A 16,009-nucleotide genomic window follows, 5' to 3' on the forward strand; every position below is an offset into this window, starting at 1 on the left:
AGGAGGCCGTTCGTGAAAAACCTCGAGTACCTCGCCTCGCGCAACACCGGACGCTTCGACGTCCTGGACGCGGACGGCCCGAAGACGACGTTTCGGCTGACGCTCGACGGCGGAGAAACGGGGCTTCTGGAGGACTGGGCGTTGTTCGACGGCGTGAACCTCACGTTCAACGACGTGCCGCGCGGCACGCTCGCCTGGCAGAGCGGCGAGCCGCGCACGTTGCAGTTCGAGTGGAGCCAGCGAGGGCGCGGCGAGATCGCATGCGCCAACGGAAAGAGCTACTTCGTGCACGAGGGGCAGTGCGCGGCGCACGATCAGCGCATCGTCAAGCGGCAGATGCGCTACCCCATGCCCCGCTACGTCGGCTTCACCCTGAGCGTGGAGTACGAGGCGGGCAGCGCGGCGCTCAAGGCGCAGCCGGCCACGCGGCACCTCGACTTCAACGCTCTGCGCGAACGCTTCGCGGGCGAGGAGGGGTGCCGCGTGTTCCTGCCCGACCGCGGCGTCGCGTCGCTGTTCTCCTCGTTCTTCGAGGTTGACGAGCGGGCACGCCTCGAGCGGCTGCGCCTCAAAGCGCTCGAGCTGCTCGTGCTGCTCGACGCCACCGAACGCCCCGCCTGGATGACGTTCCCCTACCACACGCGCGATCACGCGGCCGCGCTCGAGCGCGCCGTCGACCTTTTGGGGAGCAGCCTCGACGACGACCTGGCGCTCGGAGACGTCGCGCGGTGCGCCGACATGGGGCTCTCCCTGTTCAAGGAGCGTTTTCGCGCGGCGTACGGGCTGTCGCCCATGGCGTATCGCCGCCAGTGCCGCATCGAGGAAGCCGCACGGCGCCTCGAGCGCACCGACGACAGCGTCGCCCACATCGCCGCGCAGGTGGGCTACCGCAATCCCAGCAAGTTCGCCGCCGCCTTCGCCGAGGTCATCGGCCAGGCGCCCTCCGCCTACCGCACAGACCGCCGCTGAGCGCGGGGACTCAGGCCTCCCAGCGCAGAAGCGACTCACGGTGCGCGGCCAGGCGCACGGCGGAGCCTTTGCCTCCGCGGCAATCGAAGATCACCGGCTTGAGACACCCCTGCTCCACGAGATGATCGAGCACGCGCTCGAACGCCGCGCCGCTCAAGCCGAACCGTTTGGCCAGATCATCGAAAGCATACGTCCGACCCTCTTCAAGCGACTTGCGCACGCCTACCACCATCACGACCGCCTTCCCTCCGTTGCATGTTGGAAGCATTCTAGCATAAGTTAGCTTAAGGTAACTTAGAAAGGCGCACGGGTTTGCGGGGAGGGTTTGCGGGGAGCGATCGCGGGGTTGCGGAAGCTGGCGCGTTTCGCGAAATACGAACGGATGTTTCACGTGAAACACTCCTCTCCCCCTCCCGTGCTTTTTCCCGATTTCCCATTGACGGAAGCATTTCGCTCGGGTATATGTTATCCATAGTTAACTTATCAGCAAGGAGGCCGAAGCCGCATGGAGACCACCGAGGACGTCGCATCCTGCGAGGCGTTCGAGCGCAAGCTCGTGCACCACTGCACCCCCACGCTCGCGGCGCTCAAGCCGGCGAACCTGTTCACCTGCCGCAGCTCCGACGCCCCGGCGAGCGGGCGCGCCGCGAACCGCCCCGCGGCAACGGGCCTGCGCGACGACGAGCTGTCCCGCGCGCTGCGCGCCTGCCGCGCCAAGCTGGCGCCCTGCGGCGTGCGCATCGAGGTGCTCGCACGGCGCACGAGCGGCGTGCTCGTGTACGTGTACCGCCCGGCCCTGCTCAAACCCATTATCGAGCAGGAACCCGTCGCATCCTTCCTCGCGCGGGAAGGCTACGACCCCGCATCGCTCTCCGCGTGCATCGAGCGCCTCCATCGCCGCATCTGCGGCACCGACGTGCAAAGCCAGCTCACCGGCGGCTGTTCCTTCCCCCATGAGATCGGCCTGTTCTTGGGCTACCCCTTCGACGACGTCATGGGCTTCATCGAGAACCGCGGCGAGAACTTCCTGTGCAGCGGCTGCTGGAAGGTGTACGCGAAGGAGCGCGACGCGCTGGCGTGCTTTTGCAGCTACAAGGATTGCACGGCCCTCTACGAGAATCTGTTTGCCGAAGGCGTGTCCCTCGAGTGCCTGGCCAGCGTCGACGAGGACTTCCCCGCCGCCGAGGCCTTCCGCCCCGCAAGCTGACGCCGCCCGCGGCTCCCTCGGCGTTCAGCGACGTGGGCGGCCCCGCGCCGCACGCCGCCCACGTCGCTCAACACCGAGCACATCACCCTCAACGTAAGGAGCAAGCATATGAGCAAGGTTGCAATCGTCTACTGGAGCGGCACCGGCAACACCGAGGCCATGGCCGACCTCATCGCGCAGGGCGTGCGCGCCCAAGGCGGCACGGCGGAGCTCATCCACGCGTCGTCGTTCAACGCGACGCGCCTCGACGACTTCGACGCCTTCGCCTTCGGCTGCCCCGCCATGGGCGACGAGGAGCTGGAGGACATGGAATTCCTGCCCATGTACGACGAGGTGGAGCCGTTGCTGGCAGGCCGCGACGTCGTGTTGTTCGGCTCGTACGAGTGGAACGACGGCGAGTGGATGGAGCTATGGGAGCAGCGCGCCGAAGCGGCCGGCGTGAACGTGGTGGACTCCGTAGCCGCCTACGACTACCCCGACGACGAAGCCAGCGCCGAATGCGTCCGCGTCGGCGGCAAGCTGGCGGCATAGAACCCCTCGGGCGCTCCCGCTTGCCAGCCCGGAGCGCCCGTCAGCACCCTCCATCCACCAGATCCTCCATGCGCACACGGCACGTGCAGCAACGCTTCGCCAGTTCGCCGTCATGGGTGATGACCACGATGGCCCGTCCCTGCGCCGCTGCGCTCGACAGAGCATCGGCCACCACGGTCATCGAGCCGCCGTCCAATCCGCTGGTAGGCTCATCGAAGATGAGCACTGGCCGGTCGGAAAGCAAGCCGCACGCCACCATCAGGCGCAGCTTTTGACCGCCCGAGAGCGTGGCAGGATGGGCGTCCCGCAAAGGATAGAGTCCCAATCCCCGCACCACCATGCGGGCACGCTCGAGGAGCGCTTCGTCGTCGGTGCGCCCCAGCAGAACCTCGTCGGAAACGCTGCTGGTGAAGAACTGCTGCGCCGTGTCGTTGGAGCCGTACCATACGTGCGCGCGGCGCGCGCCCGGGCGCATCGTCGCGCCGCAGATGCGCACCGTGCCGGCATCGGGCCGCTCCAAACCGGCCAGCACCCGGGCAAGCGTGCTCTTGCCCGCTCCGTTGCGCCCCGTCAGAGCCGCTACCTGACCCGGCCAAACCGCAAGAGAGACGGCGCTCCACAGCGTAGAGCCGCCACGCGAGCACGTGAGCCCGCACGTCTCCAGAACGGGTTGCGACGGCCGACGCGTCGACGATCCCGCTTCCGCCGCACGAGCTTCGGAAGGCAATGGCAGGTCGGGAAGCGCAACGAACGTGGCCGAACGCAAGCCCAGCGCTGCACGCTCGTCCTCGCCCAGCGACTCCATCTGCGCAGCCGAACGCTGCCACAACACGCTCCCGTCGCGCACGTACACGTAACGATCCGCGATACCGGCAAGCCAGGCCAAGCGATGCTCCGACACCAGCACCGCACGACCCTCGGCCTTCAGACGCGCCACGTGCCGAGCCAACAGCAGCGCGCCCTCTTCGTCGAGGTTGGCCGTGGGCTCGTCGCACACCACCACGGCCGGACGCGGAGCGCACGCCGACGCCACGGCCACGCGCTGCTTCTCGCCGCTCGACAACGCATCGAGCGGGCGCCCGCGAACGTCATCCAGCCCGAACGAGGAGATGGCTGCATCGGCGAGCGCCACCACCTCGCGATGGGCCAACCCGTAGTTCTCGCACCCGAACGCCACCTCGCCCGCCAAATCGGACGAGAAGAACTGGCTGGCCGGGTCCTGGAACACGCTTCCCACCATCCGGCCGCGCTCCCACAGGGGCACGGTTTCCGCATCGGCTCCCAAAAGACGGATCGTGCCGGTCAAGGTTCCCGGCCAGTATGCCGGAGCCAGGCCGTTCGCCACGCGCGTGATCGTGGTCTTGCCGCTTCCCGAAGGGCCGGTCAGCACCACGCATTCCCCAGGAAGCACCCGCAGGCTCACCTGCGCGATGCCCGCGCCCTCCCCCTCCGCCGCGCCGTCCGAGGCATAGCGAAACGACACGTCCGCGAACTCTATCGCGGGCGCAGCCTGCTCCACGCTCATGCCACGGCCCTCCACGCAAGGAACGCACCGGCACCCAGCAGCCAGAATGCCGCCCATGCGGCGTCGGCCGCGCCCATGCGGCGCTCATGGTAGCTGCTGCGAACGCCGGGGGCCTCCACTCCTCGAGCCACCGCGGACACCGCCAGCTGATCGGCCGTCTGCAAGCAGCGCAGCAGCAGCGGCACGGCCACGTACTCGGCAGCGCGCACCGGATGCATCGCCACCGCACGCGGCGTCGCCAGCCCCCGATTGCGCATCGACTGCACCGTCGCCCGCACGGCGGCGCGCATGGTGGGAAAGAAGCGAAACACCACCAGCACCCCCAGCAGTACCGGGCGCGGCGCGCGCATGCGCGACAAAAACGCCGACAGCTCCCCCGGAGGAGTCGTCACCACATCGCCCGCAACCAGGAACACCGGCGAGAGGTTCCAGAACATGAGCACGTAGAACTCCGAGAACAGCACCATGCGCAGGCCCGCGAACCTGATCAACGCAAGCAAGCACCCGAGCACGGCGACGAGCACGACCCCTCCCGCAAGAAGGCGCCAACGTCGCTGCGCCGCAAGGTAGGCCAGCGCCGCACACGACAGAAGGCCCGACGCACCGGGCTCCGCCGCCACGATCGATCCCGTCAACGCGCAGGCGAACGCGAGCAGCTTCACCGGCACCGCAACCGGACGCGGCGCACCGGAATCTGCGCGCACTACAGCACTCCCGCCTTCTTGAAGTGCTTGCCCATGAGCCTGGTGCCCGCCAACGCCCCCGCCAACCCGCAAACCGTGGTGAACACGACGATGAGCGCAACCCATCCGGGCTCGGTGAAATAGCTCACGTAGGCATCGATGTAGCTCTGCTCCATGCCGCTTGCCACGGCGAACGAATAGTACGCATCCCAGAAGAACCACATCGGCAGCAGGTTCGTGCCGTTGTACAGCAGACTGGCCACCGTCCACGAAGCCGTCAGGCGCGCCGGCCGCTCGTAGGAACCCCGCTTCCACAGTATCGCCTCGCATACCAGACCCACGCCGACGAACCACGGCAGCAAAAACCAGGTGCCCATGAGCAAGTACACCGCGCCGAGCAGCGTCATGTACGCAAGCGTGACGCCTCGTTTGCGCACGCGGCTCGCCATAAGCACGTATATCGGCCCGCACAGAAGCATGGTGATGCCCACCGATAAGACCATGCTCGCGAACTCGTTCGCCATGCACACCATGCTCACCGCCACCTGCACGACCACGAGCAGCACCGACAGCAGCACCGTTGTCACGACGTCGCGCACCGTCCATCCCGTCCGCTTGGACGCGCCCGCCGCATCCGTCTCCATCGACGCTCCCAACCGCGCTTCCTTCTGCATACGCGTCTCCTTTCGGTTCAGGGGAATTCCAAAAGCTTCTCATGCGCCCGTCGGCACTGCGGCGGACGACGACTTGCCGCCCAGTTTCCAACCGATGGCTCGCTCGCGCATGCCCACGAAGTCGGCGTAGATGCCTTCTTGCGCCATCAGCTGGTCATGCGTACCGCGCTGCACGATACGGCCGGCATCCAGCACGACGATCTGGTCGGCGTCCGTCACGGTTTTCAGCCGATGCGCAATCATGATCACCGTTTTATCGTGCGTGAGCGCCTCGACGGCCCGCTGCAGATCGCGCTCGTTCTCCGGATCGACGTTGGCCGTCGCCTCGTCCAAAATGACGATGGGCGCGTCTTTCAGGATGGCGCGCGCGATGCTGATGCGCTGGCGCTCGCCACCCGAAACGGCGGCGCCGCCCTCCCCCAAACGCGTCGCATAGCCCTGAGGCAAGCTCTCGATGAACTCGTGGCAGCAGGCGCGCTTCGCCGCTTTCACCACGTCCTCGTGCGAAGCGTCCGGACGACCGAATTTGATATTGTTTTCGATGGTATCGTCGAACAGGTACACGCCCTGAAACACCATGGAGAATCGCGCCAGCAAATCATCCATCTTCCAGTCGCGCACATCCACCCCGCCCAGCGTGATGCGCCCTTCGCCCACGTCCCAAAACCGCGCCAGCAGCCGGACGAGCGTGGTCTTGCCCGAACCCGACGGGCCCACGATGGCGCACGTGGTGCGCTCGGGGATGACCAGGCTCACGTTGTCGATGACGGTGCGGCCTTCATAGCCGAACGACACGTTCTCCACCTCGATGTCCAGGTTTTCGGAGCTGCTCACCCCGGCCCCTTCGGGCATCGACGGCGTGGCCACCATGTCGTTCACCTTGTCCATGCACAGATCTATCTGGCGCAGCAGGCTTGCGAACATGCCCGAGGCTTCCAACTTGCCGTACACCATGAACGATGCCGCGATGGCCACCAGGCACACGCCCGCGTCCATCGTACCCGCCAACCAGCACCACACCGACACGAGGCACAGGGCTACGCTCGACGTTTTCGTGACGATGGTCTGCAGAACCCCGAACATGAGAAAGCGCAGCTCCATGGTCACGTTCATGCGCTCGCATCGCGCTATGGCATCGTCCAGCTTTCGCTCGGCCTTGCCCACAAGCGAGAACGCACGCACCACGCTCATGCCCTGGATATATTCCAATACGGCGCCCACGATTGCGCGCTGAGCCTCGACGCGCCGGCCGGATATATCCCGCGCCGCACGTTGCATCCAGGCGTTCACCAGCAAGAACACCGCGATGGTGACCACAACCACCAACCCCAGCCGCCAGTCGAACGCAAGCAGCATGAGCGCCATGAAACCCGAGAACACGAACCCCGAGATGACGTTCGTGTACACCTGGCCGCCCGCGTTCTGCACGTCGTCCAACGTGTTGGTCATGGTGCTGGAAATGGCTCCCAGACGATGCTCGTTGAAGTAGCCCATGGGCAGATAGCGCATCTTATCGCCTATCTGGGTACGCTTCTCGCCGGTCATGGAGAAATTGCCCCGGCAGAAGTTCTCGCTTTTGAAATGCGAGGTGACGAAGCACCCGACGATGCTGCCCACCATGATCGCGAGCGCCGTCCACATGGTGGCCGCCGACAACGTGCCCTCCGCAAGGGCGAACAGGACCACGGCGAATGCCATCATCTGCCACGCTTCGAAGAACGAGTTCAGCACCGAGAACGCCATGCCGCGCTTCAGAAGACCCGCATAGCTGCCTCCGAACGCAAAATACTTTTTGAACGTTGCGAACATCCGAACCTCCTTTCTAGGCCGCATCCTTGGATTCCATATGGGCGCGATACATGTCGGCATACAGCGGGCACGCCGCCATAAGCTCGTCGTGCGTGCCCTCGGCCTCGATGCGGCCGTCCCGCACGACGACGATCTTGTCGGCATCGACGACCGTCGACAGCCTATGCGCCACCACCACCAGCGTTTTGCCTGCGACAAGCCGGCCTACGGCCTGCTCGATAACCGCTTCGTTTTCAGGATCGGTGTAGGCCGTCGCCTCGTCCAGCATGACGATGGGCGCGTCTTTCATCATGGCGCGCGCGATGGCAATACGCTGACGCTCGCCCCCCGAAAGGTGCCCGCCGCTGCCTCCCACCACCGTCTGGTACCCGTGCTCCAAGCCCTCGATGAACGCATGGCAGCCCGATGCCTTCGCGCAGGCGACCACTTCCTCGTCGGTGGCGGCGGGACGGCCCATGCGTATGTTGTCCATCACCGTCTCATCGAACAGGTAGTTGTCCTGCTCGACGTACGAAATGCACGCCGCCAGCTGAGCGGCTTCCAAATCGTTCACCGACACGCCGCCTATCTTCACGGCGCCCCCATCGACATCCCAGAATCCGGCCACCAGGCGGGCGAGCGTCGACTTGCCCGACCCGCTCGGGCCCACGAGCGCCGTCACCTGGCCCGGTTCGATAGTCAGGTTCACGCCGTGGATCACCTCTTCGCGCCCGTAGGAGAAGCGCACGTCCTCAAGCTCGATGCGTTTGCCGTCAAGCACGGCCGATCGATCAGCGCGGCGCTGCTCGGGCACGTCGAGCACCGAGGATATCTGCTCGACCACGGTACCGATCTGCGCGAGCGTGTCGATGAAGTTCATAGCGGCGTACAAGGGAGGAAACAGGGAAAGCGACAGCACCGCCACCATCACGAACGTCGCCGGCGCAAGCGTGCCCTGCATGACGAACATGCAGCCCACCGGCAGCACGGTGACCAGCGTTGCCGGCCAAATGGCCAATCCCAAGTCTTGGAACACCTGGACATGGTGCATCCAGTCGATGAACGAGTGCGCGTAGCGATGCACCGCCTGGGAGAACTTGTCGTACGAACTCGCCGAGCGGCCGAACGCCTTTATCACCTCGATGCCGCCCACGTACTCCACCGAAGCGGCGCTCATGGCCTCGCCGGCGCTCACCGTCTTCTCGTACCACGACCGATAGTCCTTCATCATGCCCATGTACGCCAAAAACCCGATAGGCAACGTTATCAGGGCCACAAGGGCCATGCGCCAATCCAGCGCGAACATATACGCCACCACGGCGAGGGGGACCAGCAGATTCGACGTCATTTCGGGCAACACGTGCGCAAGCGTCGTTTCGATGCTGTCCACCTTTTCCACCATGATGTTCTTCAACGCGCCCGACGGCTTGTCCAGCACGTACCCCAAAGGCACGCGCGTCAGTTTGGCGGCCATGCGTCGGCGGATCATCGAGATGGTGGAGAACGCCGACACGTGCGACACGGCCGTCGATGCGTAGTGAAATACCAGATACAGCCCATAGCCGCCGGCAGCCACACCGCACCAGCCCACGTAGTACGCGAAATCGCGCACGCCTTCCAATACGCCCACGATCATCTGCCCCGCTGCGTAATACGGAACGATGCTGCCGGCCACGCCCACCACGGCCAAGGCCACCGACAGGGCGAATCGCACGCGGTTCGCCCTGCCCGCCCACTCCAGCAGCAGCGCCACCGGACTTGCCGGCACGCCTCTCGCATCCGTTTCGGCGTCCGAGATATTCGGGACACCGTCGGCCATCGCCGCGCTTCCTCCATTCATACGCTGTCCTCTCAAAAAGTTATCCAATGCTTACTTTGGAGTATAACACTGTTATATCTTTCATTGAAGATGCTTTCCGGATAAAAAACGCCCGCCGGCTCACTCGCCAGCGGGCGTTCGCACCCCTGCGCCTCTCGAGATCGTCTACCGCTCGCTCGCGCGGCCGACCTCCGGATTCATGAGCTCCTCGTAGCCGGCGCGGAAGAACCGTTCAAGATCGTCGGCGAACGCATGCGCCTCCTCGCGGGGGACGCCCCGCAGCAACGGCTCGAAGTAGCCGTGCAGGAACATGCTTGCCACGATGCGCGCCATGCGCGGCTCGACGTCGTTCACGGCAACGCCCCGTTCGCGCATCTCGCGCACGTAGCGAAACGTGCTGTCCACCTCTACGTCGACGAAGGCGTCCAGATACCGCTCCCACGACGTGCCCGCCGACTTGGAGAGCACGAGCACGAAAACGTCGCGATGGTCGTACACGAAGTCGAGCAGCCCGCTGATCTCGTCGTGTTCGTAGTCCTGCATGCGTTCGAACGTCTGGTCTTCGGGGGGAAGCTGGTAGAATTCCTCCTGCATCCGCCGGTACCGGCGATACAGCTCGTCGGCCGCGGGCGACACAACGGCGTCGAACAGCGCCTCCTTGCCTGCGAAATAGCCGTAGATCGCGCCGGTCGTCATCTGCGCCGCCGACGCGATCGTTCTCAGGGACGCGCCCGAGAAGCCCTTCTCCAAGAACTCCTTCGTCGCGCACGCGACGATGCGCTCGCGCGAGGCCGATTCGCCCGCTTCGTCTCTCGCGCCGACCATGTCGCCACCCCCGTCTTCGCCGTCCGCACGCTCATTTGGATTCTGCGACTATGATACCGCATCCGTTTGGCTTGCCGACGTGCAGCTCGCGTCCCAGCTCCCCCGCCGCCTACCGCTGGAGATTCGCCGCTCCCGCAAGCCGCCACCCGGCCGCCTCGCGGCGCAGGGTGATGAAGTCGCGGTAGAGCCCCGCTTCGGCCACGAGCTGCGCATGCGTGCCGCGCTGCACGATGCGGCCGGCGTCCACCACGAGAATCTGGTCGGCCGCCGTCACCGTGTTCAGACGGTGCGCGATGGAAACGAGGGTCTTGCCCCGGGTCAGCTCATCGATGGCGGCGATCAGCTCGTGCTCGTTCTCCGGATCGACCGAGCTCGTAGCCTCGTCCAAGATGACGATGGGCGCATCCTTCATGATGGCGCGGGCGATGGAAATGCGCTGCCGCTCGCCGCCGGACAAGCTTGCGCCGCCCTCCTCGAGCACGGTGGCGTAGCCCTCGGGCATCTGCTCGATGAAGTCGTGGCAGCGGGCGCGCCGCGCGGCGGCCACCACCTGGTCGTGCGTGGCGTCGGGGCAGCCGAACTTGATGTTGTTCTCCACCGTGTCGTTGAACAGGTACACGTTCTGGAACACCATGGACACGTGCTCGAGCAGGCTCTCCGCCGTCCCCGCGCGCACGTCCGCGCCGCCCAGGCGCACCGCGCCGGCGTCCACGTCCCAGAAGCGCGCCATGAGGTTCACGAGCGTCGTCTTGCCCGAACCCGACGGCCCTACGATGGCGCAGCTCGAGCCGGCCGGAATGCGCAGCGACACGTCGTTGATGATGCGTCGACCGGAGTCGTAGCCGAAGCTCACGCCGTCGAGGGCGATCTCGAAACCGACCGGCCTCAGCGGCACGTCGACGCTGTCCTGCCGCGGGATGGCGCACACCTCGTCCACGCGGTCGAGCTCGCCTTCGATCTTCTTCGTGAGGAAGGCCGCATCGTTGGCATGGATGAGCTCGCCGTATATCATGAACGCGGCCACGAGCAGCGTGAGCGCCCACGACAACGGCAGCGTCCCGTTCAGGTACAGCGCGCACGCGGCGAACAGCGCCGCGCAGCTGGCCAGGTTGAACACGAGCGCGTACAGCTTGAGCACGCCCTGCGCCGCCGCCTCCTGCGCGTAGTCGGCCGCGCGCTTCTGCTCGAAAGACGCCTTCGCGGCCGCCAGCGCCTCGTCGGGCGTGGCGAACGTACGCAGCACCGCCATGCCGCGCGCGTACTCCACCACCTTGTCGCACATGGCCTCCTGCGCCGCCGCCACCTCGCGCGTCACGGCGGTGGCCCGACGCCGCAGCACGCGCAGCACGAACAGGCCCGCGGCGATGCCGACGAACGTGATGACCGCGATGGGCCATGCCGCCGCCAGGAAGAACAGGCCCATGATGACCGCCATGGCCACGCCGCCCGACAGCCCCGTCAAGCAGATGGTCATGAACTCCTCGAGCTGATGCACCGTCGTGGTGAGCGTCGTGGCGATGGCCGACAGGCGCTGCTCCGAGAAGTAGCCCATGGGCGCGGCTTTCAGGCGATCGCCCACCCGCAGACGCAGGTCGCGGAAGATGTGGAAGCCTTCCGCGTCCATCTTGATGTCCACGAGGTACTGGAACGCGAACTGCCCGGCCACGCTCACCAGCAGGATGCCGAGGCACTGCAGCGCCACCGTCGCATCGAGGTGGTCGCGATGCTCGAGCGCCCAGAACACGGCGCCCAGCATGCCGGCCATGAAGAACGCCTTCAAGATATTGCACACCATGCCCCACATCAGGCTCGTACGGCTTGCCGGCGAGAAGCTTCCCGCCAGGTCGAGCACCCGTTTGATCAATGCGAACATGCTACCTCGCCTCCTTGACATCGTCGGAACCCACGGTGCTCCCCATCTCGACGCCCTCGACGCCCTCGATCTCGCTATCCTCGAAGCACGCCGAACTCATGTGCTCGCGCCACATGCGCGCGTACAGCGGGCACGCCGCCAGCAGCTCGGCGTGGGTGCCCCGACCCACGATGCGTCCCTCGTCCACGACGAGGATCTGCTGGGCCTCCTTGATGGTGGACAGGCGGTGCGCGATGGTGACGAGGGTTTTCCCGGCCACGAGCTTGCTGATGGCGCGCTCCACGAGCGCCTCGTTTTCCGGGTCGGCGTAGGCCGTGGCCTCGTCGAGGATGACCACCGGCGCGTTCTTCAACATGGCACGCGCGATGGTGATGCGCTGCTTTTCGCCGCCGCTCAGCCGCTCGCCCGCCTCGCCGGCGCGCGTGGCGTACCCCTGCGGCAACGCGCTGATGAAGTCGTGGCAGCCCGCCGCGCGCGCTGCCGCCTCCACCTCCGCATCGGTGGCCGCAGGCTTGCCCATGCGGATGTTGTCGGCAAGCGTGCGGTCGAACAGGAACGTATCCTGGGCAACGTAGGAGATATGCTCCATGAGCTGTTCGTGCGGAATGTCGCGCACATCGCACCCGCCGAACGTGATGCGGCCTTCCGTCGCATCCCAGAAACCCGCCATGAGCTTCGCAATGGTGGACTTGCCGGAGCCCGACGGCCCCACGATGGCCGTGATCTGCCCGGGGCGCGTTGCGAAGCTCGCGTCCCGCAGCACCTCGACGCCCTCCCGATAGCCGAACGACACGCGCTCGAACGCGAACGATTCGCCCGCCAGCTTCACGCGCTGCGCAGGGCGGACAAGCTCCGGCGTTCCCAAAAAGTCCCATATGACGTTCAGGCACACGTCCATGCGAGAGATCATGCCGCCCGCCTGCGCGAACTTCAACAACGGCGCGATGAACCCGAGCGGGATGACGATGCACGTGAGGAACACGGGCAGCGTGAGCTGCCCGATGGACATGAGCCACACGCCCAGCGGCAGCGACACGAGCAGCGTGCACGGAACCACCGCCTTGACGGCCGCCATCCACACCCAGCTCTGCCGAAACCACGCCAAGGTCGAATCATGGTACGCGGCCACCGCCTGCGAGAACGCGCCGTACGACGAGGCGGAGCGTCCGAACGCCTTGATCACCTGAATGCCGTTCACGTACTCCACGAGCGACGAGTTCATCTTCTGCTCGCTCGAAAGGTACCGCGCCATCTTCGGCTTGTAGTCGCGCATCATGGCCGCATAGAACAGCACGCCGAGCGGGATGGTGGCCAGGCCCGCCAACCCCATGCGCCAATCGAGCGCGAACACCACCCCCATGGCCAGAAGGGGCCCGAACACATTCGACGGCAACTCGGGCATGAAGTGCGCGATGGCGTCTTCAAGCTGGTTCACGTTGTCGACGAAGCGGTTTTTGAAGGCGCCGGTGGGCGTGTCGATGATGGTGCCCATGGGTACGCGCTCCATCTTTTCGGCCATCTGCTCGCGCATGGTGCGCAGGGCCCTGAACGCAACGCGGTGGCTCATCATGGACGAGCGCCAGGTGAGGAAGAACCGCGCCGTATGCGCGAGGGCGGCCGCGGCCGCGAGCCATGCGGCGCGCTCGAGCGTGAGCGTGCCCTCGACGAGCCCCGCCGCCAGCAGCGCGATGACCAGGTAGGGCACCATGCCCACGGCCTCGCCCACGCAGGCCAGCAGCAGCGATACCGCCATCCGCCCCCGGTCCGGCCGCATGAAGTAGTACAGTTTGGCGAACGCGCTCGGTCGAGCCGAGCGATTCGCAGGCGAAACGTCGTTCATGAAGATGCCTCTCTGTTGCGATCGTGCGTTGTTCCTTCGTTGCCCGCTTCCAACCTCACCGTGCAGTCGCCCGCAAGGCGGGCCAGCAACTCGTCGTGGGTGATGACGACCACGGCCTTGCCCGCTGCGGCGAGCGCGCGGCACCACTGCGCCACCTCGGACACGCCGCGTCCGTCCAGGCCGCTCGTGGGCTCGTCGAGCACGACGAGCTGCGCGTCCGAGCAGTAGGCCGCCGCCAGCGTCACGCGCTGCTTTTGGCCGCCCGACAGGCTTGCCGGATGCCGATCAGCCAGGTCGACCAGGTCGAATGCTTCGAGCGCCTCCCAAGCCCGCGCCTTGAGCGCATCGTCGACGCGGCGCCCGAGCACCACCTCGTCGGCCACGCTGCCCGCATACAGTTGGTAGTCGGCGTCCTGCATGACGAAGTAGCTGAGCCGCCTGCGGACGCGACGCGACACGGGCGCGCCGTCGAGCGTGACGGCTCCCGCCTGCGCGCGCACCGCGCCGCACAGCACGCGCGCCAGCGTGGTCTTCCCGGCTCCGTTCGGCCCCGCCACCACGGTGACGGCGCCGGCGGGAATGTGCGCGTCGAGCGCGCGCACGCCCCGCCGCGTCGAGGGATACACGTACGTCAGACCCTCGACACGCCAGCCGCCCCCGGTCCCCGGCGCCGCCGCGGCGCTTGCGCTCCCGGCCTCCATGGCGGGATGCCGCAGCCCGAACGCGGCGGCCTCGCGCACGGTGAGGCGGGCGAAGGCGTCGGCGTCCCACCGGCGGACGATGCGCCCCGCGCGCAGGCACACGTAAGCGTCGGCCACCTTGAGGAACCGATGGAGTCGATGCTCCGACACCACGATGGCCACCCCGCGCCGCTTGAGCTCCACCAGGATGTCCACGAGCGCCTCCGACCCCTCTTCGTCCAGGTTGGACGTGGGTTCGTCCAGCACAAGCACCTGCGGGTCGCAGGCGATGGCGGCGGCGAGCGCCACGCGCTGCTTCTGCCCGCTCGACAGCTCGTCGAGCCGCTCGGCCAGCAGGTGCCCCACGCCGCACAGCGTCGCGGCCCGTTGCACGCGCTCGCGCGTCTCGGCCGGGTCGACGCCCAGGTTCTCCGACGAGAACGCCACCTCGTCGCCCACGGTGCCCATGAAGAACTGGCTGCGCGGGTCCTGCATCACCACGCCCATCCGCTCCGTGCGCTGCCGCGGCGCCATCGCGTGCACCTCCGTTCCGCACACGGCCACCACGCCGTGCGCCACGCCGGGGAAGAACGTGCCGGCAAGACCGTTCACCAGCCGCAACACCGTCGACTTGCCGTCGCCCGACCGCCCGCACAGCACCGTGCACGCCCCCGGCGCAACCGTGAACGACAGGTCGTCCACCCGGCTGCCAACCGGTGCGGCCCCCTGCGCTCCCGCCTCGTCCTCCGACTCGTCCACGTAGCGAAACGACGCATGGTCGAGCTGCACCGCCACCTTCGCCCCGCTCATGCGACAGCCTCCCCCACGCACACGCCCGCGCAGGCGGCCGCCAGCAGCGCAAGCGCCGCCACATCGCGCAGACCCCAGCCCACGTGGTGGATCGACGTGCGGCCGCCTTCGATCTCGATTCCCCGCAGCTCGGCCGACGCCGCCAATTCCGACGAAAGCCGCAGGCAGCGCATGACGAGCGGGGTGTACACGCACTCGTAGGCCAGCGCCGGATGCAGCACGACGTCCACGGCGCGCGGGAACACGCCGCGCATGCGAATGCCCCGCACGATGGAGCGCGCCTCGAACGACAGCGTCGAGGCGAAGCGGAACACCATGCACACGCCCACGAGCACGCGCTGCGGCACGTGCCACCGCGCAAGCGCGCACATGACGGCCGAGGGCGACAGCGTGAACAGCGCGCACCCCGCCGTGAACGGCGGCACCATGTGCATGAGGCTCACGAACAGCACGCCGTACAGCCCCGGCAGCGGCACGAAGCTGAGTCCGCACACCACGGCGAAGCTCAGACAGCACCGCCCCGCCATCCGCGCGCGCCCGTCCCCCGCGAGGTACAAGGCGGCCGCCGCCTGCAGCGCCGCCGTCGCGAGCACGCCCGTCACCAGCAGCGCAGCCGTTCCCATCACCGCGATGGCAAACAGGTGCGCCCGCGGGTCGAGCCCCAGCACGCCCTCCCGCGCATCCTCGCCCGCCGCGGCACCGGGCGCCGCCCGTCCCGCGCCCGTGGCGCTCGTGGCACTCGTGACGCCCGTGGCGCTCGTCGCATTCGCATCCATCGCCGCCCG

At 66.9% G+C, this 16,009-nt stretch carries 14 protein-coding genes; 3 read left to right on the plus strand and 11 right to left on the minus strand.

Features of this window, described 5'->3' with window-relative positions; genetic code table 11:
- The first annotated feature begins 12 nt into the window (after positions 1–12).
- Entirely contained in the window at positions 13–969 is a 957-nt protein-coding gene (locus tag C1876_RS12470) for a helix-turn-helix transcriptional regulator (protein ID WP_114547049.1), read from the plus strand.
- Between the two features lie 10 nt (positions 970–979).
- On the opposite strand, the gene C1876_RS12475 is transcribed toward C1876_RS12470, so the two are convergent.
- Positions 980–1,201 (minus strand): hypothetical protein, encoded by a 222-nt coding sequence (locus tag C1876_RS12475; protein ID WP_114547050.1) that lies wholly within the window; start codon positions 1,199–1,201, stop codon positions 980–982.
- A 273-nt stretch (positions 1,202–1,474) separates the two neighbouring features.
- On the opposite strand from C1876_RS12475, the gene C1876_RS12480 reads away from it, so the two are divergent.
- Positions 1,475–2,176, plus strand: coding sequence for a DUF3793 family protein (locus C1876_RS12480; protein WP_114547051.1), 702 nt, complete (start codon positions 1,475–1,477; stop codon positions 2,174–2,176).
- A 108-nt stretch (positions 2,177–2,284) separates the two neighbouring features.
- Positions 2,285–2,707 (plus strand): flavodoxin, encoded by a 423-nt coding sequence (locus C1876_RS12485; protein ID WP_114547052.1) that lies wholly within the window; start codon positions 2,285–2,287, stop codon positions 2,705–2,707.
- A gap of 40 nt (positions 2,708–2,747) precedes the next feature.
- Here the strand turns inward: C1876_RS12485 and C1876_RS12490 are convergent, their stop codons facing one another.
- From C1876_RS12490 to C1876_RS12535, 10 genes are all read right to left on the minus strand, one after another.
- Positions 2,748–4,232 carry an ABC transporter ATP-binding protein gene (locus C1876_RS12490; protein ID WP_114547053.1) on the minus strand — a complete coding sequence of 495 codons (1,485 nt, stop codon included), beginning with the start codon at positions 4,230–4,232 and terminating at the stop codon, positions 2,748–2,750.
- Positions 4,229–4,936, minus strand: a complete 708-nt coding sequence (locus C1876_RS12495; RefSeq protein ID WP_244910143.1) for an energy-coupling factor transporter transmembrane component T family protein — start codon at positions 4,934–4,936, stop codon at positions 4,229–4,231. The genes C1876_RS12490 and C1876_RS12495 overlap by 4 nt, the downstream gene beginning before the upstream one ends.
- On the minus strand, positions 4,936–5,589 hold the full coding sequence (locus tag C1876_RS12500; RefSeq protein ID WP_244910144.1) for an MptD family putative ECF transporter S component: 654 nt from the start codon (positions 5,587–5,589) through the stop codon (positions 4,936–4,938). The genes C1876_RS12495 and C1876_RS12500 overlap by 1 nt, the downstream gene beginning before the upstream one ends.
- A gap of 39 nt (positions 5,590–5,628) precedes the next feature.
- On the minus strand, positions 5,629–7,398 hold the full coding sequence (locus C1876_RS12505) for an ABC transporter ATP-binding protein (RefSeq protein ID WP_114547055.1): 1,770 nt from the start codon (positions 7,396–7,398) through the stop codon (positions 5,629–5,631).
- A gap of 13 nt (positions 7,399–7,411) precedes the next feature.
- Positions 7,412–9,196, minus strand: coding sequence for an ABC transporter ATP-binding protein (locus C1876_RS12510; RefSeq protein WP_114547056.1), 1,785 nt, complete (start codon positions 9,194–9,196; stop codon positions 7,412–7,414).
- Between the two features lie 165 nt (positions 9,197–9,361).
- Entirely contained in the window at positions 9,362–10,021 is a 660-nt protein-coding gene (locus C1876_RS12515) for a TetR/AcrR family transcriptional regulator (protein WP_114547057.1), read from the minus strand.
- Positions 10,022–10,130: 109 nt separating this feature from the next.
- A complete protein-coding gene (locus C1876_RS12520; RefSeq protein WP_114547058.1) occupies positions 10,131–11,894 on the minus strand; it encodes an ABC transporter ATP-binding protein in 1,764 nt (587 codons plus the stop codon).
- A 1-nt stretch (position 11,895) separates the two neighbouring features.
- Positions 11,896–13,734: an ABC transporter ATP-binding protein gene (locus C1876_RS12525; RefSeq protein WP_114547059.1), complete on the minus strand. Its 1,839-nt coding sequence runs from the start codon at positions 13,732–13,734 to the stop codon at positions 11,896–11,898.
- On the minus strand, positions 13,731–15,224 hold the full coding sequence (locus C1876_RS12530) for an ABC transporter ATP-binding protein (protein ID WP_114547060.1): 1,494 nt from the start codon (positions 15,222–15,224) through the stop codon (positions 13,731–13,733). The genes C1876_RS12525 and C1876_RS12530 overlap by 4 nt, the downstream gene beginning before the upstream one ends.
- The gene (locus C1876_RS12535; RefSeq protein ID WP_114547061.1) at positions 15,221–16,000 is read right to left on the minus strand and encodes an energy-coupling factor transporter transmembrane component T family protein; all 780 of its coding nucleotides are present in this window, start codon (positions 15,998–16,000) and stop codon (positions 15,221–15,223) included. The genes C1876_RS12530 and C1876_RS12535 overlap by 4 nt, the downstream gene beginning before the upstream one ends.
- Positions 16,001–16,009: the final 9 nt, after the last annotated feature.

Origin of the sequence: Eggerthella sinensis (genome assembly GCF_003339815.1) — a bacterium.
GTDB classification, from domain to species: Bacteria; Actinomycetota; Coriobacteriia; order Coriobacteriales; family Eggerthellaceae; genus Eggerthella; species Eggerthella sinensis.